The sequence below is a fragment of the Arthrobacter sp. NPDC092385 genome, from assembly GCF_044755105.1.
Taxonomy (GTDB): domain Bacteria; phylum Actinomycetota; class Actinomycetes; order Actinomycetales; family Micrococcaceae; genus Arthrobacter_D.
The window spans coordinates 366,810-392,842 of the sequence record NZ_JBIVQL010000001.1 but is presented as its reverse complement, the minus strand read 5'-3'; the positions used below and the strand labels follow the sequence as shown (position 1 = coordinate 392,842).

The 26,033-nt window shown below is 66.4% G+C and carries 24 protein-coding genes and 1 pseudogene; 16 read left to right on the top strand and 9 right to left on the bottom strand.

Annotation, left to right across the window (positions count from 1 at the left end; all coding sequences use genetic code 11):
• The first annotated feature begins 11 nt into the window (after positions 1–11).
• A complete protein-coding gene (locus tag ACIQCY_RS01905) occupies positions 12–632 on the top strand; it encodes a TetR/AcrR family transcriptional regulator (RefSeq protein ID WP_400482193.1) in 621 nt (206 codons plus the stop codon).
• Positions 633–699: 67 nt separating this feature from the next.
• On the opposite strand, the gene glpX is transcribed toward ACIQCY_RS01905, so the two are convergent.
• The 6 genes from glpX to ACIQCY_RS01875 form a co-directional block, all read right to left on the bottom strand.
• The gene (gene glpX / locus ACIQCY_RS01900) at positions 700–1,734 is read right to left on the bottom strand and encodes a class II fructose-bisphosphatase (protein WP_400482192.1); all 1,035 of its coding nucleotides are present in this window, start codon (positions 1,732–1,734) and stop codon (positions 700–702) included.
• 109 nt (positions 1,735–1,843) lie between these two features.
• A complete protein-coding gene (locus tag ACIQCY_RS01895; protein WP_400482191.1) occupies positions 1,844–3,340 on the bottom strand; it encodes a glyceraldehyde-3-phosphate dehydrogenase in 1,497 nt (498 codons plus the stop codon).
• Between the two features lie 126 nt (positions 3,341–3,466).
• The gene (locus ACIQCY_RS01890; protein ID WP_400482190.1) at positions 3,467–4,561 is read right to left on the bottom strand and encodes a 2-keto-3-deoxygluconate permease; all 1,095 of its coding nucleotides are present in this window, start codon (positions 4,559–4,561) and stop codon (positions 3,467–3,469) included.
• 260 nt (positions 4,562–4,821) lie between these two features.
• Positions 4,822–5,865 (bottom strand): zinc-binding dehydrogenase, encoded by a 1,044-nt coding sequence (locus ACIQCY_RS01885; protein WP_400482189.1) that lies wholly within the window; start codon positions 5,863–5,865, stop codon positions 4,822–4,824.
• A 31-nt stretch (positions 5,866–5,896) separates the two neighbouring features.
• On the bottom strand, positions 5,897–7,273 hold the full coding sequence (locus ACIQCY_RS01880; RefSeq protein WP_400482188.1) for a four-carbon acid sugar kinase family protein: 1,377 nt from the start codon (positions 7,271–7,273) through the stop codon (positions 5,897–5,899).
• A 1-nt stretch (position 7,274) separates the two neighbouring features.
• A complete protein-coding gene (locus ACIQCY_RS01875) occupies positions 7,275–8,540 on the bottom strand; it encodes a RuBisCO large subunit C-terminal-like domain-containing protein (RefSeq protein ID WP_400482187.1) in 1,266 nt (421 codons plus the stop codon).
• 444 nt (positions 8,541–8,984) lie between these two features.
• Between ACIQCY_RS01875 and ACIQCY_RS01870 the strand changes: the two genes are divergently transcribed.
• Positions 8,985–9,803, top strand: a complete 819-nt coding sequence (locus ACIQCY_RS01870; RefSeq protein WP_400482430.1) for a GntR family transcriptional regulator — start codon at positions 8,985–8,987, stop codon at positions 9,801–9,803.
• A gap of 286 nt (positions 9,804–10,089) precedes the next feature.
• Positions 10,090–11,124 carry an NAD(P)-dependent alcohol dehydrogenase gene (locus ACIQCY_RS01865; RefSeq protein ID WP_400482186.1) on the top strand — a complete coding sequence of 345 codons (1,035 nt, stop codon included), beginning with the start codon at positions 10,090–10,092 and terminating at the stop codon, positions 11,122–11,124.
• A 99-nt stretch (positions 11,125–11,223) separates the two neighbouring features.
• On the opposite strand, the gene ACIQCY_RS01860 is transcribed toward ACIQCY_RS01865, so the two are convergent.
• Positions 11,224–12,768, bottom strand: coding sequence for an MDR family MFS transporter (locus ACIQCY_RS01860; protein WP_400482185.1), 1,545 nt, complete (start codon positions 12,766–12,768; stop codon positions 11,224–11,226).
• A gap of 133 nt (positions 12,769–12,901) precedes the next feature.
• Between ACIQCY_RS01860 and ACIQCY_RS01855 the strand changes: the two genes are divergently transcribed.
• The 5 genes from ACIQCY_RS01855 to ACIQCY_RS01835 all read left to right on the top strand — a co-directional run bounded on the left by ACIQCY_RS01855 (position 12,902) and on the right by ACIQCY_RS01835 (position 17,193).
• Entirely contained in the window at positions 12,902–13,594 is a 693-nt protein-coding gene (locus ACIQCY_RS01855) for a TetR/AcrR family transcriptional regulator (protein ID WP_400482184.1), read from the top strand.
• A gap of 527 nt (positions 13,595–14,121) precedes the next feature.
• Complete coding sequence (locus ACIQCY_RS01850) at positions 14,122–15,063, top strand: alpha/beta hydrolase (RefSeq protein ID WP_400482183.1); 942 nt, start codon at positions 14,122–14,124, stop codon at positions 15,061–15,063.
• A gap of 59 nt (positions 15,064–15,122) precedes the next feature.
• A complete protein-coding gene (locus tag ACIQCY_RS01845) occupies positions 15,123–15,803 on the top strand; it encodes a TetR/AcrR family transcriptional regulator (protein WP_400482182.1) in 681 nt (226 codons plus the stop codon).
• 573 nt (positions 15,804–16,376) lie between these two features.
• Positions 16,377–16,568: a helix-turn-helix transcriptional regulator gene (locus tag ACIQCY_RS01840; protein ID WP_400482181.1), complete on the top strand. Its 192-nt coding sequence runs from the start codon at positions 16,377–16,379 to the stop codon at positions 16,566–16,568.
• A gap of 22 nt (positions 16,569–16,590) precedes the next feature.
• The gene (locus ACIQCY_RS01835) at positions 16,591–17,193 is read left to right on the top strand and encodes a hypothetical protein (protein ID WP_400482180.1); all 603 of its coding nucleotides are present in this window, start codon (positions 16,591–16,593) and stop codon (positions 17,191–17,193) included.
• Between the two features lie 35 nt (positions 17,194–17,228).
• Here the strand turns inward: ACIQCY_RS01835 and ACIQCY_RS01830 are convergent, their stop codons facing one another.
• Entirely contained in the window at positions 17,229–17,582 is a 354-nt protein-coding gene (locus ACIQCY_RS01830; protein WP_400482179.1) for a hypothetical protein, read from the bottom strand.
• A 219-nt stretch (positions 17,583–17,801) separates the two neighbouring features.
• A pseudogene (locus ACIQCY_RS01825) lies at positions 17,802–18,157 on the bottom strand (transposase); the annotation flags it as partial.
• A 314-nt stretch (positions 18,158–18,471) separates the two neighbouring features.
• Between ACIQCY_RS01825 and ACIQCY_RS01820 the strand changes: the two are divergent.
• The 8 genes from ACIQCY_RS01820 (at position 18,472) to purM (ending at position 26,008) form a co-directional block, all read left to right on the top strand.
• Positions 18,472–19,476 (top strand): asparaginase, encoded by a 1,005-nt coding sequence (locus tag ACIQCY_RS01820; RefSeq protein ID WP_400482178.1) that lies wholly within the window; start codon positions 18,472–18,474, stop codon positions 19,474–19,476.
• Between the two features lie 13 nt (positions 19,477–19,489).
• Entirely contained in the window at positions 19,490–19,855 is a 366-nt protein-coding gene (locus tag ACIQCY_RS01815; RefSeq protein WP_400482177.1) for a sterol carrier family protein, read from the top strand.
• Positions 19,852–21,342, top strand: coding sequence for a DUF2079 domain-containing protein (locus tag ACIQCY_RS01810; protein ID WP_400482176.1), 1,491 nt, complete (start codon positions 19,852–19,854; stop codon positions 21,340–21,342). The genes ACIQCY_RS01815 and ACIQCY_RS01810 overlap by 4 nt, the downstream gene beginning before the upstream one ends.
• Before the next feature lie 19 nt (positions 21,343–21,361).
• A complete protein-coding gene (locus tag ACIQCY_RS01805) occupies positions 21,362–21,784 on the top strand; it encodes a hypothetical protein (RefSeq protein ID WP_400482175.1) in 423 nt (140 codons plus the stop codon).
• 132 nt (positions 21,785–21,916) lie between these two features.
• Positions 21,917–22,090, top strand: coding sequence for a DUF1059 domain-containing protein (locus tag ACIQCY_RS01800; protein ID WP_400482174.1), 174 nt, complete (start codon positions 21,917–21,919; stop codon positions 22,088–22,090).
• A gap of 14 nt (positions 22,091–22,104) precedes the next feature.
• Positions 22,105–23,241: an EAL domain-containing protein gene (locus ACIQCY_RS01795; RefSeq protein WP_400482173.1), complete on the top strand. Its 1,137-nt coding sequence runs from the start codon at positions 22,105–22,107 to the stop codon at positions 23,239–23,241.
• Positions 23,242–23,339: 98 nt separating this feature from the next.
• A complete protein-coding gene (gene purF / locus ACIQCY_RS01790; protein ID WP_400482172.1) occupies positions 23,340–24,899 on the top strand; it encodes an amidophosphoribosyltransferase in 1,560 nt (519 codons plus the stop codon).
• Positions 24,896–26,008 carry a phosphoribosylformylglycinamidine cyclo-ligase gene (purM, locus tag ACIQCY_RS01785; RefSeq protein WP_400482171.1) on the top strand — a complete coding sequence of 371 codons (1,113 nt, stop codon included), beginning with the start codon at positions 24,896–24,898 and terminating at the stop codon, positions 26,006–26,008. Before purF ends, purM begins: the two co-directional genes overlap by 4 nt.
• Positions 26,009–26,033 lie beyond the last annotated feature (25 nt).

Below are 26,033 nucleotides of genomic sequence, written 5' to 3'. Positions count from 1 at the left end.
AGGAGGACTACGTGAGTAGCATCGAAACCGTGGCGCGAAAGCCTCGGGCAGATGTGGTCCGGAACCGGGCCAGCATCCTCGATACAGCCCAGCGCCACTTCCTCGCGTTCGGAGTAGGCACGTCACTGAAGGCAGTAGCGAAAGAGGCAGGAGTGGGGCAGGCAACCCTGTACCGACACTTCCCTACCAGGGAGGCCCTGCTGGCCGGGGTGCTGCAATTACGGTCGAAAGAACTGATCACACGTCAGACACAGATTGCTCAGATGGCCGATCCTGACGAGGCGCTCCAGCAGTGGCTCAGGGCACTGGAGGACTACTTCGGCGCCTACAGCGGTCTACCCGAGCCACTTCTGCTGGCTGCTCGGGAACGCGAACCCGAGAACCCCCTGACCCTCCCCTGTGCGCAGCTGATCAGCACTACCGAGCAGTACCTCGACGCCGCGCAGCGCGATGGCAGTGTCGAATCGTGGGTCAAGGGATATGACCTGTTCCTGGCCGCGAACTCGGCGGCATGGATTAGGGGTATGGGAGCCGGCGATGAATCCTCACTTCCCGCCCTACGCCGGATCATGGAAAGTGGCTACCGCCGACCCGATCACACGGATCCGTCAGAGAAGCCCTTGGCGGAGTAGCGAACTTCGTCATTGATGACGAACACCGGCGTGAGCGATAAGCTCCCCACCGCACTTCTCGATGCGGTTATCTTACGCGGGCGTAGGTCTCCCACTTGTGGGCCTGGTGCTCGCCGTCGACGACCCGGATGGTGCCGGACTTGGAGCGCATGACGATCGACTGCGTGAGGACCTTGTCCTTGCTGTAGCGCACCCCGCGCAGCAGGTCGCCGTCGGTGATGCCGGTGGCCGCGAAGTAGCAGTTGTCGCTCGTGACGAGGTCGTTGGTGGAGAGCACACGGTCCAGGTCGTGGCCGGCGTCGAAGGCCTTCTGCTTCTCCTCGTCGCTCGTGGGCCAGAGCCTGCCCTGGATCACACCGCCCAGGGACTTGATGGCACACGCCGCCACGATGCCCTCCGGGGTGCCGCCGATCCCCATGAGCGCGTCGACGTCGGTGCCCTCGCGGGCCGCGGCGATGGCCCCGGCGACGTCGCCGTCCATCAGGAACTTCGTCCGGGCTCCGGCCGCCCGGATCTCCTCGACCAGGGGCTTGTGCCGGTCGCGGTCCAGGATCATGACGTTGAGCTGGCTGACCTTCTTGTTGTTCGCCTTCGCGATGAGGTGCAGGTTCTGCTTCACCGGCAGGCGCAGGTCCACCATGTCGGCGGCCTCGGGGCCGGTGACGAGCTTCTCCATGTAGAAGACGGCCGAGGGGTCGAACATGGAGCCGCGCTCGGCGACCGCGAGCACGGCCAGGGCGTTGTTGATGCCCAGGGCGGTCAGGCGTGTCCCGTCGATCGGGTCGACGGCGACGTCGCACTCGGGTCCGCTGCCATCGCCCACGCGTTCTCCGTTGAACAGCATGGGCGCCTCGTCCTTCTCGCCCTCGCCGATCACCACGATCCCGTTGAAATGCACGGTCTGCAGCAGCGAGCGCATGGCATCCACTGCGGCGCCGTCGGCCAGGTTCTTGTCGCCGAAGCCGACCCAGTGGCCGCCCGCGATGGCCGCGGCCTCCGTGACGCGGACGAGTTCCAGGGCGAGGTTCCGGTCCGGTTCGTCATCCCCGACGGCCAGGCTCCGGGAGAGGGTGGAGAATCTGGCCTTGGTGGAGTTCATCATTGGTGTCTCATTCTCGTGTGTCTTCGTCAGTGGCTGAGGATCCGACCCTGACGGAGTAGTGGGCGGGACGGGCGCGGCCGGAGGTTGCGCATTCCTCCTCGAGCCTTTCCTAACCGGCATGAACGCTACCTCCGGCGCTGGTATCCGCGTCTGCTGCGGGGTAGGTGGGTGGGTGGACGGCGGCCATTTCTTCCATGACGCGGACGACCTGGCAGCTGTAGCCGAATTCGTTGTCGTACCAGACGTAGAGGACGAGGTGGATGCCGTCGGCGATGGTGGCGAGGCCGTCGACGATGCCGGCGCGGCGTGAGCCGACGAAGTCGGTGGAGACGACTTCGGGGCTGTCGATGTAGTCGACCTGCTTGCGCATGCCCGAGTGCAGGGACATTCCCCGCAGGTAGGTGTTGACCTCCTCCTTGGTGGTCCCTGTCTCGAGGGTGAGGTTCAGGATCGCGATGGACACGTCCGGGGTGGGCACGCGGATGCTGCTGCCGGTGAGTTTCCCCGCGAGTTCAGGGAGGGCCTTGGCGACGGCGGTCGCGGCGCCGGTCTCGGTGAGGACCATGTTCAGTGCCGCGGAGCGGCCGCGGCGGTCGCCTTTGTGGAAGTTGTCGATGAGGTTCTGGTCGTTGGTGAAGGAGTGGACGGTCTCCACGTGCCCGTGGACCACGCCGAAGCGGTCGTGAATGGCTTTCAGGACCGGGGTGATGGCGTTGGTGGTGCAGGACGCGGCGGTGATAATCCGGTCGGAGTCCAGGATCGTTGCGTGGTTGATGCCGTGGACGATGTTCTTCAGGGCACCTTTCCCGGGTGCGGTGAGCAGGACCTTGGCGACGCCGGTGCTCGTGAGGTGCTGGGAGAGGCCTTCCTCGTCGCGCCAGCGGCCGGTGTTGTCGACCACGAGGGCGTCGGAGATGCCGTAGGCGGTGTAGTCGATGGTGGCGGGGTCGTCGGAGTAGATGACCTGGATGCGGGTGCCGTTGGCGGTGATGGTGTTCGTCGCTTCGTCGACCTGGATGGTGCCCTCGAAGGATCCGTGGACGGAGTCGCGGCGCAGGAGGCTGGCGCGTTTGGTGAGGTCGTTGGCGGAGCCGCGGCGCACCACGACGGCGCGCAGCCTGAGCCCGTGGCCGCCGCCGGCCTTCTCGATGAGCAGGCGGGCCACGAGGCGGCCGATCCGCCCGAAGCCGTAGAGGACGACGTCGGTGCTGGTGCGCTCGTCGCGCCCGCCCTGTCCCACGATGTCGGCCAGTTCCGCCCGGACGAACTCCTCAAGCGTCCGCCCATCCCCGGCGCCGTCGTAGGCGTTGCGCAGGCGGCCGATGTCGATCGCCGCGGCCCCGAGGTCGAGGTCCGCGAGGATCCGCAGGATGGGGGCGGTGTCCTCGAGCAGGAGCTCTTCGGTGGTGATGCGCCGGGCGAAGCGGTGGGCCTTGAGGATGCTCATGGTGGATTTGTTGATGAGGCTGCGCCCGTGGATGCTCGTCACCACATTGTTGGTCCGGTACAGGCGCCCGATCAGCGGGATCATGGCCTCCGCCAGCGCCTCGCGCTCAAGCCAGGTCTCGTGGGTGCCTGCGTTGTTCTCAGTGTGGTGGTGTTGCATAACGGCGTCCCTTCGGTTCCGGCGCAACCGGTGAGCATCCACTCAACGCAACGGTGTCGTGAATGTAACAGCAGGTGTCATCTGCTGATCTGTTGCGATGCAGGGCCACGCTGGATGGTGTTGTGCTCATGCTCGAGCGTTGTTCCGTGATTCGTAGAACTCCAGCTCCTTTTCCACCGAGATGCCCTTTCGCTTCTGCAGGTGAGCGACGAAGGCGACGGCGAAGGGAATCAGGAGGGATGTCGTTACTGTCGCCGCAGCGATCTGAGCGGTAGCGACCGCTTCGATGGCTTTATAGGCGGGATCCACCAGGGCGAGAGCGGCGGGGGTAGCGATAGCATTCCCGGCGGTCGTGCCTTCAGCCATCCCGGCGATGACATTGCGTACCTCACGGGGCCGACCATGTGCTGCGTGGAGGAACCACAGGATCGCCATGGCCACTGATCCCGTGAGGAAAACCGTCGCCAGACCGAGAATGATGCCCTGCAGGCCGCTTTCCACCAGGGTATTGAAGTCGATGCTCCGTCCGACGACGAATCCGAGGAAGGGGATGAGCAGGACTTCTCCGACGCTGAGGAACTTGCGTGCCGTCCTCGACAGGTTGCCGAGAATGAAGCCGAGCGCGAGGGGCAGGATGAGCCCGATGAGGTCTTGTAGCGGGAAGGACGCCAGACCTGCGGCTCCGAGAGCGATCATGGTGATGAAAGGGCCATCATTGAGGGCGAGTACTGCGACTGCGCCCCGGTCGGTCCGGTTTCCGTACTGGCCTGTCAACGCCGCGAAGAGGGCACCGTTGGAGTTCGTCATTGCGGCGATGATTGCCAGGGGCGTGAGACCCAGGAGCACTCCCCCGGGGACGAAGAAGGCCACTGCCAGTCCGATTGCGATGCCTACCCCGGCCTTGGCGAGGAGGATGGCAATACCCTTTTCGAGGGTGGGACCTGTGCTTCGCACGTTGAGCTGGGACCCGAGGCAGAAGAAGAAGAGCCCCAGTAGCGCAGCGGTTCCGTCTCTGAAGAGCGCTGTGGTGAAGCTTCCAATTTCCAGTATCTGCGGGAAGAAGGTGTTGATGATCGCACCGAGGAACAGCGGGATGAGCATGAGAGCACCGGGAATGATGCTCAGTCGTTGTATCCAGTCTTTTCTGTCACCGTCCTGTGCCGTCGGGCGGTCGGTCTCTTGTGCCGAGGTGGACCCTGATGTCTTGCTCGCATCTTCCATGATGCTTACCTTCCTGAACTGTGATGTCGTCCGCCGTGCGGCTTTGCACGGCGGTCGTAGGAATGCTCGGGTGAACGTGAAAGGAATCAGATGTGCACCACGGGTTGTGGGATGCACCTGATCGGCAGTGCCGGCCTAGGATGCCAGCGGCCCGGCAATTGTCGGGCATAGTGACGGGTGATGGATGACTGCTCGTTCAATGTCCGCTCGGAACGATGGGCTTCGAAACGATGGCGCTGTTTCAAGGCGCGGGATGAGTGCTAACCGAGGCTGGGGACGAGCAGGACCTTGCATGCCTCGCCGGTGAGCAATTCGACGGCTTCGTCGATCTGGTCCAGCCGCATACGGTGCGTGATGAGCCAGTCGAGTTCCAGCCGTCCTGAGTCGACGAGGAGCAGTGTCTGCTCCCAGGTGTCCCAGAGACGGCGTCCGAAGATCCCACGGAGGGTGATGCCCTTCTTGTTGATGTAGGCGGCGATGTTGATGTCGGCGGGCCGGCTGGGGTGCCCGACGGTGACGACGGTCGCTTCTCGCCGTACGGCTTCGAAGAGGGTGGTCAGGGTCCCGGGGGCACCGGAACATTCGAAGGCGACATCGAACCCTCCGCGGCGGTGTGTGAGTTCCCGGCACCGCTCGATGACGTTCTCCTCGGGGTGCAGGGCGATGACGCCGAGCTTCTCGGCCTGGGCGCGGCGGTAGGGGTTGGGTTCGATGACCACGACATAGGCGGCGCCCATCAGGTGGGCCAGGTGTGCCAGGGCGAGACCGACGGGGCCTGCGCCGCTGATGACGACGGCCCGTCCGGCGACCGCGTAGCCGGAGCGCTGGATGGCGTGGACGGCAACACCGGTCGCTTCCAGCAGCGCCCCGGTCTCGAGGTCCAACGAGGCTGGGAGTTTGACGCAGATGTCCTGTGGGGCGGCCATGTACTGGGCGAAGACACCGTCGATGTGCATGCCGATGATCCCGGTCCGTTCGCAGGTGTGGGCGTCCCCGGTACGGCACGGGAAACACTGGCCGCAGGTGAGGTGGCTTTCCAGGGCCACCCGGTCCCCGACCTTGAGGTCCTCCACGCCCGGTCCAACGTCGACGACGGTTCCGGCTGCCTCGTGACCGAGGACCACCGGCAGGTTCAGGTTGAAGGCCTGCGCCGAGGGCGTCCACTCGTACAGTTCCCGGTCGGTGCCGCAGAGCGATGCTGCGGCGATCTCCAGGACGACGGATCCTTCGGCCGGGGTGGGGTCGGGGTGGTTGGTCGTGTAGGTGACGCCCCGCTGGGCTTCGGTTTTCAGTACTGCACGCATGGGAAAGCCTTTCGGGTGGTTGCTTTGTCGATCAGGAAGTGGGTGAAGCGGTGGATGCCACGGAGGTGCCGGCGAAGCGGCGCAGCAGGTCGACGGGGCCGACTTGGCCGCCTTTGAGGACGAGCCGGCATCCGGCGACTGCTGCGTCGTCGTCGGAGCGGCAGATCGGTGCTGCGGTAACGAACTGCCCGGAGACGCGCAGTTGGCGGACCCCCATCGCGCTCAGGGCGTGGCTTGAGGTGTCCCCGCCGAGGACGGCGATGTCGGAGGTCAGTCCCCGCTGCGCCATCTGCGCGGCGAGGTCCCCGAGGAGCGTGCCGATGTACTTCGCATCGAGGGGTCCGGTGCTCGCGTAGCGGGGATCGGAGCCTCCGCGGGTGGTGTGGACCACGACGTGGTGGCCCGCACTCAGAGCCGAGGAGACCTGCTCCACGAGGTGTGCCCGTCCCGTCGGGTCGTTTCCGAGCAGCAGGCCGGACTCCACGGGTATGTCGATCCACCCGTGGTCGATGGCGTCCTGCAGCTGGGCGGAGGTGACACTCGAGGCAGACGCACTCACCGCCAGCACTGGGCCTGAGGCCGGAGGCGCCGGCGCGGGAAGCGTGTCGGTGCCGGTCGTGATGAGGGTGAGGGTCCGTGCCAGTGCAGCCATGATGCCACCCGAGCCGACAACGATCTCCGGCGACCCTGACCTGCCCTGTGATCCGGACCCGGCGTGCTCGTCGTAGTCGGGCCGTTGTGTGGCGTGACGGAGGGCTCCGGCGACGACGTCGAGGTGAGCGTCGCTGGCGGCGTCGACGACGAAGGCGGGCATTCCTGTCGCCTGGCGGTGTCGGCTCCAGGATTCAGAGAAGGCACCGCTGTCATAGGCGGGTAGATGCACCGCACCGATCGGGGCGCCCTCGTGCAGTTGGTCGGCCAGGACCTTCCGAAGGTCGGCTTCCTGCATAGGCGTGGAAGGGTGCTGCGACATCACGGGATGACGGTCCAGGCGATACACCTCCCCGGAGTACGCCGCGTAATGCTCGCTGAACGCGGTGTAGCGGCCGAAGGAGGGTTGGGCCGGCGCTACCGGGATCGGACCATGATCGGGGAACTGTTCGTGCAGCAGTTCAATACCCCGACCGATACTGCCCATAGTCGGGGAACTGTCGAAGGTCGAGCACACCTTGTAGAGAAGGACATCACTATCGACGGCCGCGATCCGGTGCAGGTCCGCGCGCACCAGATCATCGAAGGCTGGTCCACCCAGGGACCGTGCGGGGCCGGCGATCCCGACGACGTCGGCGTCCTCCGGGATGGGCGCGTCTCCCATTACGAGGACGGCGTCCAGGCCGTACCGGTGGGCCTGGGCGAGGACGTCACTGGCTCCGGTGAGGTCGTCGGCGACGAAGGTGAAGTGCGGCATCCTATTTGCTCCCGCTGAAAGAGTTCACCGCGTGCAGCAGCGCTTCGTCGCCGCGTCGGGCGTGGTCGCTGGCGGCCTCGTGCAGTGGCACGCCTTCCACGGCGGCGGTCCATGCGTCCCGCAGGCTCCGCACTCCGGCGCCGGGGCCGTCGGGGTGGGCGGCGATGCCTCCGCCGGCGAGCATCAGAAGATCCGTGGATCCGACGTGGTTGAACGTCGGCCCGGGGGTGGTGACGTTCTGACCCGAGGACAGGGTCGGCACGGGTGCCAGTGTCTTACCCAGGGGTGTGAGCAGGGCCTGGATGTTGATGCTGACCTGCTCGTCAAGCTCGTAGAACTTACTGCCCAACCCACTGACGTGCAGGTGGTCCGCACCGGCCAGTCGTGCCAGTTTCTGCCACACCCGGTAGTCCACCCCGAGGCCCGGAGCGCGCATGGACGCGGCGAGTCCCGCCCGGTGGCCGTGGATCGGGACTTCGGTGAAGCTGCGCAGCCAGGCAAGGGCGGGAAGCCCCATGATGGGCACGTTGAGCATGACGCACCGACCGCCGGCCTGCACGACGAGGTCGTGGCGGTGCCGGAGCCCGGCGAGATCACCGGTGATGTTGAAGGCATACATGCTCCGGTGCCCGGTGACCTGCTCGGCGTTGCGGATCTCTTCGGTCGCGACCGCTACCCGCCGTTCGAGCGGCAGGTATGCGGGGTCGGTCATCAGCTCGTCGTCCTTGATCAGGTCGATCGATGCCAGCGCCAGTTCGCGGACGACCAGACGGAACTCGTCCTCCGACAGGCCCACGTTGGGCTTGATGATCGTGCCGATCATGACCCCTTCCACCCCGCCCATCAGTTCGCGGGTGCCGGGGATGCCGAACGCGGGGCCCGGGTGGCCGGCGATGAAGTCCTCCGGCAGCTCGATGTCCTGGAGGCGGCACGCGTACAGCTCCCCCAGCTCGAACAGGTTGCCCGCGATGGCGGTCTGCAGCGTCGCCAGGTCAGTGCCGACGTTCTCCATGGGGAATTCCACGGTGACGAGGGCGGCATTGACCTGATCGGGGGTGGTCCGGGAGGGCAGCGAGGGCGTGCGCTTGCCCAGCGGCTGGACGTTCAGCACCCGGGCGGCGTGCCGTTCCCGGATCCGGGGGGATTCGCCGGGGACGGGGATGAAGGTGCCGCTGGATTGTTCACCGGCCATGATCATGGCGGCCTTCTCGGGATCGATCTCCGACTCGAGGTAGTAGGTGCACAGGATGGAGCGGTGGTCGCGCATTGGGTCCTCATCAATAGCTGGTCGAACAGGGGTGTCAGGAAGATATAGAGCTCGGGGGAGTTCAGATAGCTGGACTACCTACCTGCCGCCTAAGACGCGTCGACGCCCAGGCAGTCAGAAGTGGAGTCGGAAGAGCTGGGCTCGACCCGCGATAGCGGCTGGCGAGCAGAACAAGAATCAGAGCCGTACAAGGAGCCTTGTCCAAGTTGCGTCAGTGTCATCGTTGACCTCTCGGAATGCCCAGCACTCTTGCCGCTAGACTTTGTACGTACGATTAGTAATGACGATAGATGTGACGCGAAGCACTGTCAAGGGCACTTAGAGGGAGTGGATCGACCTAATCCCCCGGCGTTACTAGGTGTAAGGACTTGGGAGGGTTTTGTCCGTACAAACGTGGTGGAATGTATGGAAAGTCGCTCGTGAAGGAGATCTACTGTGTCTGTGATGGGTATCGACCGCGATGATGTCCGGCCCCTGCATCTGCAGATCCGGAGCATCCTGCAGGACCAGATCCTCGACCATTCCCTGGCGCCCGGGCAGCAGCTGCCGACCGAGGATGAGCTCCAGCAGCAGTTCGGCGTCTCGCGAAGCGTGATCCGCCAGGCCATGGGCGGCCTGGTCAGCAGCGGTCTGATCCACCGTCAGCGCGGACGAGGCACTGTCGTCGCAGCCAGCCCTGCCCTGCGCCGGCACCTGCAACGAGCCGGAGGACTGGGCGAGGAGATCGCGGCCCGCGGCCAGAACCTCCGCACCAAGGTCCTCGCCATGGAGCCGTCCCTGCCCCCCGAGCCTGCACGGCTGGCGCTGGGCACCTCCCGGACCTGGAAGATCGAACGGATCCGTTACCTGGACGACACCCCTGTCGTGTTCATGCGTACCTGGGTGTCGAGGGAACTGTTTCCGCACTTCACTGCCGACCTGCTCGAGAACGCGTCCCTTCTGGCCCTCATGCGAGAGCACGGCTACCCGCCAGTTGGAGGACCCCGCCAGGTGCAGGCCGTCGCCGCCGACAAGTCCCTCGCTGAAGCTCTCAACGTCGCGGTCGGCAATCCGCTCCTGTTACTGCAGGGCGTCACACAGGACGCCACAGGTCAGGGCCTGGAATGGTTTTGCGTCTGGCACCAGGCCAGCACCGTCTTCGATGTCGATGCTCAGGTCGCAACGAATACGGCGGCGCTTCCAACGGAGCAGGTACGACGAATGCGCGATTTGGTCCGCGAACTCGACTCGACCCTGGCCACCATCGATGCGCGTTCTAGCTGAGAACCATCGACGATGCGCACTCGACCCGTTCCTCGCGAGCCGCGGCAGCCACCCCTACCACCCAGAGCGACACGCACCCTTATAGCGCGATGTCGCCACCTTCGCCGACTTTTGGCAGGGGACGTACGAGCCCTCGAAGGCGCGGTATTGGACGGCGGAATCGAATAGGGGAATCGGTCCTTTCGGCACATTCACGCAGAACCAGTGCGGATCCGCGTGAGCCTTCATTGATGTCAATTGTTAGAACCAAGCCGCCCTCGTGGGCAGCAGAACGGGAGTACGCAACATGAAGGCTCTGCAGTACCGAACGATCGGTGCGCCCCCTGAAGTGGTGGAGATCGAGACCCCGGAGCCCGGCCCCGGCCAGGTCAGGCTGAAGGTCACCGCGGCCGGGGTGTGCCACTCGGACGAGTTCATCATGGGGCTGCCCGAGGACCAGTACGTGTACGGGCTTCCCTTGACGCTTGGGCATGAAGGCGCCGGCATCGTCGACAAACTCGGAGAGGGAGTCGTGGGAGTGCAGCTCGGTGATTCTGTCGTGGTGTACGGGCCGTGGGGGTGCGGCACCTGCTACGCGTGCTCACAGGGCAAAGAGAACTACTGCCCGCACGCCGCCGACCTCGGCATCGCCCCTCCCGGACTGGGCTCCCCGGGCGCCATGGCCGAGTACATGATCGTCGATAACCCCCGTCACCTCGTACCCCTCGGGGACCTTGACCCGGTGACGAATGTGTCCCTGACCGACGCCGGGCTGACTCCGTACCATGCGATCAAACACTCACTGCCCAAGCTCGTACCTGGCTCGGTGGCCGTGGTTATCGGTACAGGAGGACTCGGACACATCGGCATCCAGATCCTGCGGGCCATGACCAACGCCACCGTCGTGGCATTGGACGTGAACGAGGACAAACTGCAACTGGCCAAGGACGTCGGCGCCCACCACGTATTCCTGTCCAACAACGACGCCATCGGGGAAGTGAAGAACCTGACCCACGGCCTCGGCGCACAGGCAGTATTCGACTTCGTAGGGATCCAACCGACCATGACACTTGGTCAGGCAATGATCCGCACGGAGGGAGATCAGGTCCTGGTAGGAGTCGGATCAGGATCCCTACCGGTAGGAATGCTCGACAAACCCTACGAAGCCACCGTCCGCAGCCCCTACTGGGGCTTCAGATCCGAACTGTTCGAAGTCCTCGATCTCGCCCGCTCCGGCGCCGTCCACGTCGAAACCGAGGTCTTCACCCTCGACGACGCTCCCCGCGCCTACGAGAAGCTGCACGCCGGGAACCTGCGCGGGCGAGCTGTCATCGTCCCGTAAGACCTCCCCTTCCAAGGACCACAGGCAGGACCCAGCCACAATGACTCCGGTCCTGCCTCTGCCCTCGAAGGATTTATGCGGTAAGTCCCTGCTGTGAGGTCAGTGGGCGATGGCGCCTTCGGGGAGGGTGCTGGTGGGTCGTCGGACGAGGAATGAGGCGATGATGGCGGCTAGTGAGATGAATCCGCCGATCATGAAGGCGGTTTGCACGCCGTCCGCGGTCGCCGCTACTTCGGACAGTCCATTGGCGAGGCCGGTTGCGGTCGTCGTGGAGAGTGCGGTGACGAACAGTGCTGTGCCGGCTGCGCCGGCGAGCTGCTGGAGGGTGGAGACGGTGGCGCTGCCGTGTGAGTAGAGCGACCGGTCCAGTGAGCCGAGGCCCGATGTCATCAGGGGTGTGAACATGAGGGCCAGTCCGGCGTTCAGTGCCATGTGCACGGCGATGACCCACCCGACCGATGTTCCTTCATGGAGCATGGTCGTCATTCCCCACAGGGCGATGCTGACGATGAAGGCGCCGGGGATGACAAGGGGGCGAGGTCCCACCCGGTCGAAGAGGCGACCGACGATCGGTGACAGGATGCCCATCAGGACCCCTCCTGGAAGAAGGAGCAGCCCGGTCTGAAGGGTGCCGAGTTCCAGGACGTTCTGGAGGTAGAGCGGCAGGACGACGAGGCTGCCGAAAAGGGCCATCATGCTCACGGAGATCATGATCGCGGAGACGACGAAGCTGCGGCTCTTGAAGGTTCGCAGATCCATGAGGGCGCGGTCTTCGCGCTGCAGCACCAGCTGCCGACTGATGAACGCTGCCAGGGCCAGGACGCCGACGCCGACGGCAAGCCACGGCGGGACGGGGACGCTGCCCTCTGCTGCTTCCCCGAGGCTGCTGAGCCCGTAGATCAGGCCGCCGAAGGCGAGAGTGGACAGCACGATCGAGGCGACGTCGAACGGGGCCTTCCGGGGTGTGGTCACGTTGGTGATCTTCCACAGTCCAAGGGCCAGGGCGATGATCGCGATGGGCAGCACGATGATGAACATCCACCGCCAGGACAGCACGCTCAGGATGAGCCCGGACACGGTCGGTCCGATAGCGGGAGCGACAGCGATGACGATCGAGATGACACCCATGAGGCGCCCGCGCCTGACGGCCGGTACGAGGTTCAGCACGGTGGTCATCAGCAGGGGCATCATGATCGCCGTACCACTGGCCTGCACGACCCGGCCCAGGAGCAGCACACCGAAGCCGGGTGCGATAGCGGCAACAGCCGTTCCCGCCGAGAAAAGGATCATCGCAGCTGCGAACACCTGACGGGTGGTGAAGCGCTGCAGGATGAAACCTGTTGCCGGGATGACGACTGCCATGGTGAGCAGGAAGCCTGTGGTCAGCCACTGCGCGGTGGCCGTCGAGATGTTCAAGTCGACCATCAGGCTCGGCAGTGCCACGCTCATGATCGTCTCGTTCAGGATGACGACGAAGGCCGCGACGACCAGAAGCCCGATGACCAGTGGAGCGCCCTCCGGCAACCTCTCATCCTGCGGGTGCTGCCCGGTGCTGTGGTCGCGGTCAACACTAGAGGTGCCCGTGGGCGGCGTGTTCGAGCGCAGAGAGGTAATCCGCGCGGACTTTGTGGGTGATGTCGTCATGATGCTCCGAAGAAGGAAAGGGGAGGCAGCGGTCAGAACCGCCGGAGAGGAGGACTGCCGTAGGCCCTGTGTCAGACTATGCCACGATGACTGAGTCTGACTAATGAGATGATGGAGACATGGAGAAGATCACATGAACGACACCGTTGCGGAGGCGGAGCAGCGCAATGACCTGCCGTCTGATTCGCGGGGAGATCTGAGGGGTGATCTGCGGGAGCGGCGCCGGAGGGCGACGACGTCGGAGATCAGTGAAGCGGCGCTGACCCTGTTCGAGCAGAAAGGGGTGGCGGCCACGACGATCCATGACATCGCTGTCGCGGCAGGGGTGTCGGACCGAACATGCTTCCGGTACTTCCCCAGCAAGGAGGAGTCCGTCCTCACACTCCACCTCGAATTCGAGAGCCCGATCAATGCTTGGCTGGACCACGTCGATAGCACCAAGCCTCCCCTGCCCCAGCTCGAGGAGGTCTACGCCGAGGTACTGAGCAGTCTCGATGGGCCTTTGGCCGATCTCGCACAACACCAGCTGCGCGTACGCCGCCTGATGTTCCAGGAACCGCAACTGCGCGCCGCCGCGTTCTCACTCGATGCAGCAGCATGCTGGTCAGTCGCGCAACGCATTTCGACGGCTTTCGGGGGCGAGGTGAGCCCCGAGGAAGCACGCCTCGTCACCGAATTCGCCGGGATAGCAGTCCGCGCTGCCTTCGACGAATGGGCTGAACTCACTGACGCCGGCCACCAGGCGGTGCTCGGCGAGACTTACCAGCGGGTCCGCGAACAACTTCGCTCCACCGCTGCAACCAGCCAAGCGAGCAATCTGCGTTGACGCCGTTCTGCGCTGTGGCGTCGGGGCGTACTTGGCGAAATGGACGTCGGACGCACAACAAATGAGGAGTCCGCTTCGGCTGTCCTAAAAACTCAAGGCTTTCCAAGACAGCCGAAGCGGTCTCGTTTCGATCAACCTGTGAGCCGCAGCGCTAAGTGGCGTGTTTTTCGCAGCTTTCCATGACCTAGTCGCTCAATTTCTCCCCATGAATGACCTCCGGAGCGATACCCTCTTCGACCCAGGCCATGAGCGCTTTCATTCCGGCTGCCAGCGAGAGGCCCGGAACCCGGCACCACCGAGCACTGGCTTCCAAATCGGCGCCGTCCAAGCTCTCGTGCCGCGCCGACTTCCAGCGCGTCCAGAGGCCACCCGGAGAAGCAAAGGCAGGCCGCGGGCCGTGCTCAGTATCACCGCTGGCACTCAGCGTAACCGCCCCCACATCGCCTCTGCCCATAAGCGATTCTGTGTGCCACACTAATGGCACACAGAATCATTTCGCAGTGTTGCGAGATGGAAAGGATGCAACGATGCCCTTCACCCTGGACCCCGATATCGCGGCGATGCTCGCCGTGGGCGGAGGAACCGAAATTCCCGCGACGCCCCGAGGCGACGCGCTCACGTTACGCGAGGTCGCCAACACTTCGGTCGCCATGATGGCCTCTCTGGAACGGAAGACTCCGAGCGTCTCGAGCGAGGACTTCAACCTGACATTGCCGGACGGAGCTACGATTCTGCTCCGCTGGTACACGAAGGCCGGATCTGCGCCGGGATCTGCAGTCGTCTACGCTCACGGCGGCGGGATGATCTGCGCCTCCGTCGGTCTATACGACCGGTTCGTCGCCACCTACGTCGAGGACACTGGGGTGCCCTTCCTAGCGGTCGACTACAGGATGGCGCCCGAACATCCTGGCACGACTCTCGTGGATGACACTTTCGCAGGCGTGCAGTGGCTTATTGAGCACGCAGAGGAATTCGGAGTCAATCCCGAACGGATCGCCATCATGGGTGACAGCGCCGGCGGCGGTATCGCGGCTGGCGTCGCAATCGCCGCGCGGGACGCAGGCGTTCCTCTGGCGAAGCAGATCCTCATCTATCCGATGCTGGATGACCGCAACATGCAACCCGACCCGCACATCGCTCCGTTCGCGGCATGGACGTACGACAACAACTACACCGGCTGGCGCGCCCTCCTCGGAGATACCCTCGGCACCGAAAGCGTCTCTCCGCTCTCCGCACCGGCACGGTTGCAGAATTTCACAGGACTGGCGTCGGCGTTCATCGAAATCGGCGAACTCGACATCTTCCGTGATGAGAGCATTGCCTATGCGTCGCGCTTCTATGCCGCCGGCATCTCGTGTGAGCTGCACGTTCGACCCGGCGGCCCGCACGGGTACGACAGAATTTTGAGGGAAGCGCCGATCGGTGTCGGAGCTTGGACGGACCGATACAGGATCATCACTGGTCTATGAGTCGCGGTCGCCGTCATGTCACCCTGGATACTGCGGCGACCCACAACGAGGAGAGCACGATGGTACTGACCCTTCGTCCGGCTGGTTCCGGCAGCTGGAACGGTCCGAACGACAGCGGAAAGGCCGAACGGCTTGCAGTCCGACGTGCTGTCGTCCCGATGATCGTCGAACGCGGCCTTGATGATGTCACCGTCGACGACATCATTGCCGCCGCCGGAATCTCCCGTCGAAAGTTCTTCCGGCTCTTCACCGGCAAGAACCAGGTGTTCTCCTGCGACCACGAGGTCTACCACCTAGAAGTGCACACTTACCTCCTGCAGCACCAAGGGGAACGGACCCTCCACCGGGCCGCAAAGGGAGCCGCCCTGATCGTCGACGCGCTTACGGCGGTCCCGGACGACGCCAAAATGAGAGAACAGATCCTCCGCAGGAACCCAGCGCTACTCGCGGAAGAACTCCTCTGGTATGCGCGCTACGAGACGACAATCGCCGAGTTCCTCACGGGCGTGTCCGCCCCATCCCCACCGGTCCCATCAGTGATGACCGCAGCAGCCATCATCGCCGCGGTGCGCGCCTCCATCTCCAGCTATACGAGCGGCATAACTCCAACAGCAGCGCGCGCGTTCGCCGACGCGATCAACACATACACCAACCCGTCAAGTGCGAATTCTCAAAGGATCGCCCTCGTCCAGACCTCACTGACGATGGACGAGTTGCTTGAACGCATCCAGGGAGACTGAGCAGACGACGACAGCGCCTCCGACGGTGACAGGACCGCAACACAATACGGCTTGCCGTGGCGATAACGAGCGCGTACGCGATGTTCCCGTTTTGGCTGAACACCTCGGGTTATCCCCTAGCAGCAGGCTGGACTTCAAGGGCACACCACACACCCGTGATCGATGGCGTCCTGCCGCTGGGCAGAGGTCACACTCGAGGCGGAACGCTCACGCACTGCGCAGGGCCTGAGGCTGGAGGCGGTGGAGCGGGGCATCCACGTGATGGCCCCAAAGCCTATGGAAATTTTCGTCCTTCGTCTGCGGGCCTTTGGCCGATCTCGCACAGCACCAGCTGCGTGTACGCCGCCTGATGTTCCACGAACCGCAACTGCGCGCCGCCGCGTTCTCACGTGATGCAGCAGCATGCTGGTCAGTCGCGCAACGCATCTCGACGGCTTTCCAGGGCAAAGCGACGAGGAACAGCGGCACGCTGGAGACCTCGTTCATCGGTACCTCGAGCGTGCAAAGGATTGACAACCACCCACGCGTAAAGGACCCTTGTCAGGACAAGCGTGTTTTACATCAAGGGGTGGCGTGGAAAACAGGATCCGCGATCTTCGCGCCGAGACCGGCATGTCGCAGCGGGAGCTGGCCGAGACCCTCGGGGTCTCCAGGCAGACCGTGAACTCGATCGAAACGGGCCGGCACGATCCGTCCCTGCCCCTGGCTATCGCCATTGCCCGCTACTTCCACCGCCCAGTAGAGGAAATCTTCCATACAGACTGACAAGCGTCTTCACCGCAACGTAGTGGCCCTCGGGATCCTGGGAGTGATCCTCGGCCTGGTGGCCATCGCCCTGGTGCTGCTCCGCGAGCACGCCCCGGGCCACATGATCCCCGGGTTCCTCGTCGGACTCGGCATCGGTATCGCAGGAGCCCTCGTCATGGCATGGAGAGTACTTCGCCGGCCAGAACGTGCCACGACCTTCGAGCGTGCGTGGACCCAGACCGGGGATGAACGCGAGGACACACTCCTGACCCGAGCACTAGCCGTCGTCGGCCTGGCATCCCTCCCCCTGATCGGCATCGCCACCCTCGCCATCGGATTCGGCGCCGAACCACCCATGGTCATGACCCTGCTCATGGGGACCCTGTTCGTCACCGGCGCTGGCTCCTTCGCCATCATCAACCACCGAAGCTGGACCCCCCCAAACATCCACCTTGTGCGTCTCGAACTGCTGCAGAGTCGCAGGACACTAGCCGTCACAACGAGCCCGTCTCAACGAGCCCGTCTCAACGAGCCCGTCTCAACAAGCCCGTCTCAACAAGCCCGGCGAGTCACGCAGAGGGACCGGAAGTACCGCCCTGCGGGAGCCCTCACGGTTCACGCGGCCAAGAGACGTGCACGATAGCGATGGATCCTGTGCTGGATGGTGGACGGATTTGATTAGTGGGGACTGTCGTCCTCTGGTTCTTCCAGGTGGCCCGCGGATTTTTCCTGAAGGAACTGACACAGCGAGGCTGCAAGAAGGAGCTCCGCGGCAAGCCCATGCATTTGTGCTGCGCTCAAGGTCGTTTCAGCGTTCCGCATGCCGATGGTGATCGACCACGCCGGGTCGCCGACGGCGACGGGCTGCATGTAGATTTCCGTGCCGTCATCGCGCAAGGGCACTGTCACAAGACCGGTATCAGCACCATCGACGCCGTCCTGCACCAAGACGGTGATCAGCGCACCGCCTTCCCGAGTGGTGCGGAACTCTTCGACCCACGCTTCAAGGGTCTGCTTACTTCGAAAGGGCACCGACGCTTCCTGTCCTTACTGCGGAAGGCGCGCAGCAAGGGCACCGGCCGGAACGTACACATGAGATAGCCACTGGAATGGCTTGAAGATCCCCTTCGAGCGTAGTAATTCGCCAGGGGCCCGCCTGCCACCCCTCACTCCCCTACCCGGCCGACTCTGCGCTCTTGCTGTCCTTCAGGGACTGTCCGATAAACGGTGTGTGGGGTCCGGCGGTTTTCATCAGTAAGTGGTCTTCTCGAAGCGTCCTGCGAAGGTAATCGCGAACGCATTGAGCGCTGGCTTGCACCTGATCACCCAGCGTGCTCTACCACCGCCGGTCGGATCAAGAGACCGGGCCACGAGGTAGAGGCACTTCAGTGCTGCGGTCTCGTTGGGAAAGTGGCCGCGCCCTGACGGATTGCTGGATACCGCCCGCCCCACTCGGCGGTGAACTCGGCGAACCTGTCCTTCGCCGTTCCCTCATTCGGAGCTGTGTAGACGGGCTTGAGGGCCTTCAGGATCCCGTCGCGGTGTTGCCGGCCCGCGTAACGGAACGAGTCGCGGACCAGATGCACGACGCACTGCTGCACGACCGTCCGTTTCCGCGCACCTGCCCGTCGCGGACCTTCACGACGATCGCTGGGGGAACCTCCCACGCAGTGTGAAATAGCAGGACGCCGCCCGGGGGGGGGGGGGGGGGGCGCAGAAATGACGACGAACCCGTCGGCACCCGGGACATCGCGGCCCAGGCGCCCTTCACGCAGCTTCGGCCGTGCTCGAACACCTCACACCTTCGAACCTGACCGATGGCCGATCATCGGCCGCCGGCAGAACCTGGGTGAAGGCCGAGGAGTCGTGCACAGGACGAACAGACGGCAGGCGCGCCCAGCCGATGAGGAATACTGGACGCATGCCCTCCACCTTCACGACGGCTGACGCCGTCGACTTCGCCGTCCTCGAACGCAACGGCTTCATCGAGTCCCGCCACGTGGGTGCCGCCGTCGTCCTGGCAGCGGACGGCTCCGTGGTGACCGAACTCGGGGACATCACCAGCCCGATCTTCCCCCGCTCCACCCTCAAGCCGTTCCAGGCGCTCGCCAGCATGAAGGCGGGCGTGCCCCTGCGCGGACCGCAGGTGGCACTCGCGGCGGCGAGCCATGTCGCCAGCAACGAGCACATGGACGTGGTGCGCACCATGCTCGCGGCTGCCGGCGTCACGGAGGACGACCTCCAGTGCCCGGAGGACTGGCCGCAGGACGAGGAAGCCCGCAACGACCTCGTGCGCAGCGGCAAGGGCAAGCAGCGCATCGCGTTCAACTGCTCCGGCAAGCACGCGGCCTTCCTGTGGGCCTGCACCGAGAACGGCTGGGACACATCGACCTACCTCGAGCCCACGCACCCGCTCCAGCGCTCGGTGGCCTCGGTCATCGAGGAGTACACGGAGGAGTCCGTTGCGGCGTGGGGCGTGGACGGCTGCGGTGCCCCTGTCGCCGCGGTGTCGCTGACAGGCCTCGCCCGCGGTATCGGCAAGGTGTCCAGGGCCCCCTCGGACAAGCATGCCGATGCCCGTGCGGCGACGATCGCCACCGCGATGCTCGACTATCCCTGGGCGGTGCACGGCAACGGCCTGGAGAACTCCGTGGTCATGGACGATCTCGGGGTGGTCGCCAAGAGCGGCGCGGAGGGAGTGCTCGTCCTCGGCGCGCGGACCGGCGCCTCCCTCGCCCTCAAGGTCCTGGACGGCAACTCCCGTGCGGCGACCCTCGTCGGCCTGACCCTCTTCGCCGCGTCCGGCGCGATCGACGCCGAGAAGGTCGGCGCCGTCCTCGAGAAGGTCGTCCCCCCGGTCCTCGGCGGTGGTCGCCCGGTCGGCAGCCTGCGGCTCGCCGCTCCGGTCCTGGCCCTGCTCGACTGAGAGCGGCAGCACCATGGCACGACGACGCATCCCGGCCGAGGACGGCCACCGGGCACTGGCGCAGGTGGCCGACGGCTCGGCCGTCCGCGCGGATGTCGCGGCCGCCGTGCGCTTCACGCTCGAGGAGCTCGCAGAGCTGGCCCCCGGCAACAGCGTGGAGGTACGGGTGCCTCCCTTCGGCGTCACCCAGTGCGTCGAAGGACCGCGCCACACCCGCGGTACGCCGCCGAACGTCGTCGAGACGGACGCCGCCACGTGGCTCGCCCTCGTCACGGGCAGCATGACCTGGCCCGAAGCCGTCACCGCCGGCAGGGTCGCGGCCTCGGGGCAGCGCGCCGACCTCAGCGCCTGGCTCCCCCTGTTCGGGCGCCGCGCGTGAGCAGGAACGGTCGGTCGGGCGCGAACCCGACGGCGGCGACCGCCCGGCAGGAGGAGCCCGTAGCGCGCAGCGCCTCCGACCGCCTGGGCACCCTCCGGGCGCGGACCGTCGCGGCGGTGAGGAGGCAGCCCCTCGGAGCCTGGCTGACGGGCCTCGCGGCCACCCTCGTCTACACCCTCTTCTCCATCACACAGTGGTACCGGTTGAGCTCCCCGTCCTGGGACCTCGGAATCTTCACGCAGCTCGCGAAGGCCTACTCCGGTTTCGGCGCCCCGATCGTTCCGCTCAAGGGCGAGGGCTTCAACCTGCTGGGTGATCACTTCCACCCCCTGCTCGTGCTGCTGGGACCGGCGTACGCGATCGCGCCGTCGGGCCTCACCCTTCTGATCGTGCAGAACCTCCTCTTCGGCCTGTCGGTGGCGGTGGTGGCACGCGCGGGGATGCGGCTGGTCGGGCCACTCGCCGGGATCGCGGTCGGCATCGCGTACGCCCTGTCCTGGGGCCTGCAGTCGGCGGTCGCCGCGCAGTTCCACGAGATAGCGTTCGCCGTCCCGCTCCTGGCCCTGAGCCTCGAGGCCGTCCTGCGGCGGCGCGTCCTGCCCGCGGTGGTGTGGGGAGGGCTGCTCGTCTTCGTGAAGGAGGACCTGGGGCTCACCGTCATGGCACTCGGGCTGGTCATCGCCTGGCGGCTCCGGAACGCAGCGGGCCTGTGGCTGTCCGCGTGGGGGGCCCTGTGGCTGATCCTCTCGGTGCGGCTGATCCTGCCCGCGCTCAACTCCGGCGGCCAGTACGACTACTCCGACCGGATCGACGTCGGCGCCATGATCGCGGACCCCGCGGGTGCCGTCGTCGACCTGGTCTCCGGCACGGCCAAGCACGAGACGCTCCTGCTGCTCCTGCTCGCCGGGGGGATCCTCTTCCTCCGCTCCTCACTGAGCCTGGTCCTGCTGCCGACCCTCCTGTGGCGGTTCGCCTCCGGCCAGGGCGGGTACTGGGGGCCCGAGTGGCACTACAGCGCGGTCCTCATGCCGGTGCTGTTCCTGGCCCTCCTCGACGGCGTGACCACGCTGCGGAGGAGCCCGCGGGAGTGGGTCCGCCGGAGTGCGCTGGCCGGTGTCCCCGTGGCTGTCGTCGCCTGCCTGGCGCTGCTGCCCGCCCAGAAGTTCGCCGCCCTCGCCGAGCCGGAGACGTACCGGCAGTCGGAGCGCTGGGATGCCGCACACCGCATGATGGACCTCATTCCCGAGGACGCGACGGTGGAGAGCGGCGTGGTGCTCATGGCCTACCTCGTCCCCGAGTCCCGGGTGTACTGGCTCGGCAACGCGAACCCGGCACCGGAGTACCTCATCGTCGATGCGGACGACTGGAGCTGGGGTGCGGTGCACCCGAGCGACGCCGAGGCCCACGCCGAACAGCGCTACCCGGGCACCGACTACACCCTGGTGTTCAGCGAGGCGGGCTACCAGCTCGTCCGGCTCGAACCCTGAGTCCCGGTAGCCTTAAAGCATGACCTCCGAGCAGCCCCTCCCGAACAGCACGCCCGAGCAGCCTGACGCACGCGGCGCGGTGCCGGCGGACGGCCTGCCCGCTCCCACGGACCGGGATGCGACACCGGTCCGGGCTCCGGAGGGACCCGGTTCCACCGAAGCCCCTGGCCACCGCGAGGTGACCGTCCGGAGGGCTCCGAAGTTCATCCCCTTCATGGCCGTCGGCGCGATCCTCGGCTTCCTCGCGGCGCTCGTGGTCGCCTACACCGGGCCCGAGGATCCCACGCTCACGCGCGAGTCCATCCTCGGATTCTTCACCGTGGCGTTCGCCCTGCCCGGACTGCTCCTCGCAGCCCTGCTGGTGCTTCTCGTGGACCGGCGCAGCATCAGGCGGGCCGAGCGTGCCCGCGCCGAGCGCACGTACGACGACGACGCCGCGTAGGCCTCCGACGGCGTCACCACCGCTCCGGATCGGATGCGGGGGTTCGGCTAACGGTGCCTCCCGACCTGACGAAAGTAGGAGGAGGGGCAATCGATCAGGCCGGTCCGAGGGCCGCAGAAGAGGGAGTTTTCCATGAAGGCGTTCGCATGTGGAGATGTCGTACCGGGGTGTGAAGCCCGCTGGGTCTGCAGTTCGGAGGACGAGATCCTCGCCCGCGTCGGCGAGCATGCCGCGGCCGTCCACGGTCTGACGGACCTCGCACCCGAGCTCGTCGGGGCCGTGCGCACCCACATCGTCGCCGCCTGACCCCGCCGGCCCCGATGCACGCCCCCGGGCAGGACCAGGCTTTCCGCGAGGCCGCCGAACTGGACGGCGCATGCCGCGGCGAGGGCATCTCCTCGGCGTACCAGCCCATCATCGACACCGTCCGCGGCTCGGTGGTCGGCTACGAAGCCCTCGTGCGCTTCCCCGGGTACGAGGAGAAGAACCCCGAGGCATGGTTCGCCCGGGCGCGCCGGGAGGGCCGGGACGCCGAACTCGAGGCAGCAGCACTGCGCAGCGCGTTCGCGCACCGCGCCGGCCTGCCGGGCAACTGCTTCCTCACCGTCAACGTATCGCCGCACCTCCTGCCCTCCCCCGTGGTCCGGGACGTCTGGGTGGAGCAGGGGAACCTGGGCGGCGTGATCGTGGAGCTCACGGAGCAGACGCCCATCGACTCCTATCTGCAGCTGGAACCCCACCTGAACGCGTTGCGCTCCGCAGGCGCCCTGATCGCGGTCGACGACGCCGGGTCGGGGTATGCGGGCCTGCAGCACCTCCTCGCCCTCCGACCCGCCATGATCAAGGTGGACCGGGAACTGGTCCGGGGCATCGACACGGACGAGGCCAAGCGCGCCCTGATCGAGATGCTCGGGCTCTTCGCGGGAAGGGTCGATGCGTGGCTCCTCGCGGAGGGCATCGAAAGGGTCGAGGAACTCGACGCCCTGGCCGCCCTCGGGGTACCCCTCGTCCAGGGGTACCTGCTGGGCCGTCCGGCGCCCCCGTGGTCCACCCTCGACGTCGACCTGGCGCTGCGGCTGTCCGCCTCCCCGCGCTCGACGTCGTCGCAGACCGTGCGCGGCGTCGTCGAGCCCGCCGCCACGGCCCCGTCACCGGCGGGGGCCGCAGCACTGTTCGCAGCGAACCCGCTCCTCGCCGACGTCGTGCTCCTCGACGGCCGCCGGCCCGTCGCGGTCCTGCCCGAGGAAGCCGCCCGGCTCGGCGTCGTCACGCCCGGACTGGTCGTCAACGTGGACACCCCCATCGGCGAGGCACTGTCCCGCGCCATCACCCGGGACAGCAGTGCACGCTTCGCTCCCCTGCTCGTGACGGACAACGCGGGGCGCTTCGTGGGCCTCGCACGGATGGAGCGGCTGATCGGAAGGATCGCGGGTACGCCGCATGTCCCGGCCGCATGACGGGCCTCGTCGCGGCGGACGGCTGAGCTTCCGCGGGCCGCCCCTACGCCGCCTTCCCATCGCGCGGGCGGCATTGCCCGCCGTGAGAGAATGGGCGCATGGTGCGCGGCGACGGACAACTCTCCCATGATCTTCTTCCCGGCGAAAAAGGACCCCAGGATGCCTGCGGCGTCTTCGGCGTCTGGGCGCCCGGCGAGGAGGTTGCCAAGCTCACGTACTACGGCCTGTACGCGTTGCAGCACCGCGGCCAGGAATCCGCGGGTATCGCCACCAGCGACGGCCAGAGGATCAACGTGTACAAGGACATGGGCCTCGTGTCCCAGGTCTTCGACGAGGCCACGCTCAACACCCTGACCGGCCACATCGCCGTCGGGCACTGCCGCTACTCCACCACCGGGTCCTCGCACTGGGCCAACGCCCAGCCAACCCTCGGTGCCACCGCCGCCGGCACCGTGGCCCTCGCGCACAACGGCAACCTGACCAACTCCGCCGAGCTCTACGAGATGGTCCTCGCCCGCCACGGGAAGCCCCGCGCCGGCGAACTCGCGCAGGGCAACACCACCGACACCGCCCTCGTGACCGCGCTCCTCGCGGGCAACGACGGCCGCTCGCTCGAGCAGACCGCCATGGAACTGCTGCCGGGCATCCGCGGCGCCTTCTGCTTCGTCTTCATGGACGAGGGCACCCTCTACGCCGCACGCGACGCCTACGGCGTCCGCCCCCTCGTCCTCGGACGCCTCGAGCGGGGCTGGGTCGTCGCCTCCGAGCAGGCCGCGCTCGCCACCGTGGGCGCCAGCTACATCCGGGAGATCGAGCCCGGCGAGTTCATCGCGATCGACGAGGACGGCGTGCGCAGCAGCCGCTTCGCCTCCCCCACCGCCGCCGGCTGCGTCTTCGAGTACGTCTACCTGGCCCGGCCCGACGCCGCGATCGCCGGCCGCTCGGTCTACGAGTCCCGCGTGGAGATGGGCCGCCAGCTCGCCCGCGAGAATTCGGCGCAGGCGGACATCGTGATCCCGGTCCCGGAATCCGGCACGCCCGCCGCCGTCGGCTTCGCAGAGCAATCGGGCATCCCCTTCGCCCACGGTTTCGTGAAGAACGCCTACGTGGGCCGCACGTTCATCCAGCCCAGCCAGACCCTGCGCCAGCTCGGCATCCGGCTCAAGCTCAACGCCCTCGAATCGGTCATCCGCGGCAAGCGCATCATCGTCGTCGACGATTCGATCGTGCGCGGCAACACGCAGCGCGCCGTCGTCCGGATGCTGCGCGAGGCCGGCGCCGCCGAGGTCCATGTGAAGATCTCCTCCCCGCCCGTGCGCTGGCCCTGCTTCTACGGCATCGACTTCGCGTCACGGGCCGAGCTGATCGCCAACGGCGCGGCGATCGACGAGATCAGCAAGTCCATCGGCGCCGACAGCCTCGCGTACATCTCCGAGGACGGCATGATCGACGCGACGCAGCAGCCCCGCGAGCGCCTCTGCACCGCGTGCTTCACCGGGACCTACCCCATCGAACTGCCCGACGACGACCGCCTCGGCAAGAACCTGCTCGAACGCTCCAATCCCGCCGACAAGTCCGGCGCCACGGGATGCGATCCCGGACCGGATGCCGACCTCGAAGCCGTACTGACCGACGAAGACAGGAAAGAGCGGGTATGAGCGCGTCCAACCCCATCACGTATGCCAGCGCAGGAGTGGACGTCGAAGCGGGTGATCGCGCCGTCGAGCTCATGAAGGACGCCGTGCGGGCGACGCACGGCGAGCAGGTCCTCGGCGGGGTGGGCGGTTTCGCCGGGCTCTACGACGTGTCCCGCCTCCTCACCTACACGCGTCCCCTGCTCGCGACGTCGACCGACGGCGTGGGCACCAAGGTCGCCATCGCGCAGGCCATGGACATCCACGACACCATCGGGTTCGACCTGGTGGGCATGGTGGTCGACGACATCGTGGTGGTCGGCGCCGAGCCGCTCTTCATGACCGACTACATCGCGTGCGGCAAGGTGGTGCCCGAGCGCATCGCGGACATCGTCCGCGGCATCGCGGCGGCCTGCTCCGCCGCCGGCACCGCCCTGGTGGGCGGGGAGACCGCCGAGCACCCGGGCCTGCTCGGTGAGCACGAGTACGACGTCGCAGGCGCCGCGACCGGCGTCGTCGAGGCCGACCGCGTCCTCGGCCCGGAGCGAGTCCGCGCAGGTGACGTGGTCATCGGGATGGCGTCCTCGGGCCTCCACTCGAACGGCTACTCGCTCGTCCGCCGCGTGATCAACCAGGCCGGGTGGGCCCTCGACCGGCAGGTCTCCGAACTGGGGCGGACGCTCGGTGAGGAACTCCTCGAGCCGACGCGCGTCTACGCCTCCGACTGCCTCGCGCTGGCCCGCAACGACGCCGCGCAGGTGCACGGCTTCAGCCACGTCACGGGCGGCGGGCTCGCCGCGAACCTCGCGCGCGTGCTCCCCCGCGGCCTCGAGGCCACGGTGGAGCGCTCCACGTGGGAGCTCCCGCCGATCTTCACCCTCGTCTCGCAGCTCGGTTCCGTGCCGCTGCCGGACCTCGAGCGCACCCTCAACCTCGGCGTGGGTATGGTCGCCATCGTCGGTGCCCCGGGCGCCGACGCCGCCCTGGCACAGCTGAACGCGGCAGGTGTTCCCTCGTGGGTCATGGGCAGCGTGCAGGTGGCGGGCAACGGGAGCACCGACGGGCCCGACTACGTGCAGGGCGCCAAGGGCGTCGACGGCGGATCGGTCCGGCTCCTCGGCGCCTACGCCTGACCGGCTTCCCCGACCTCCCCGCAGT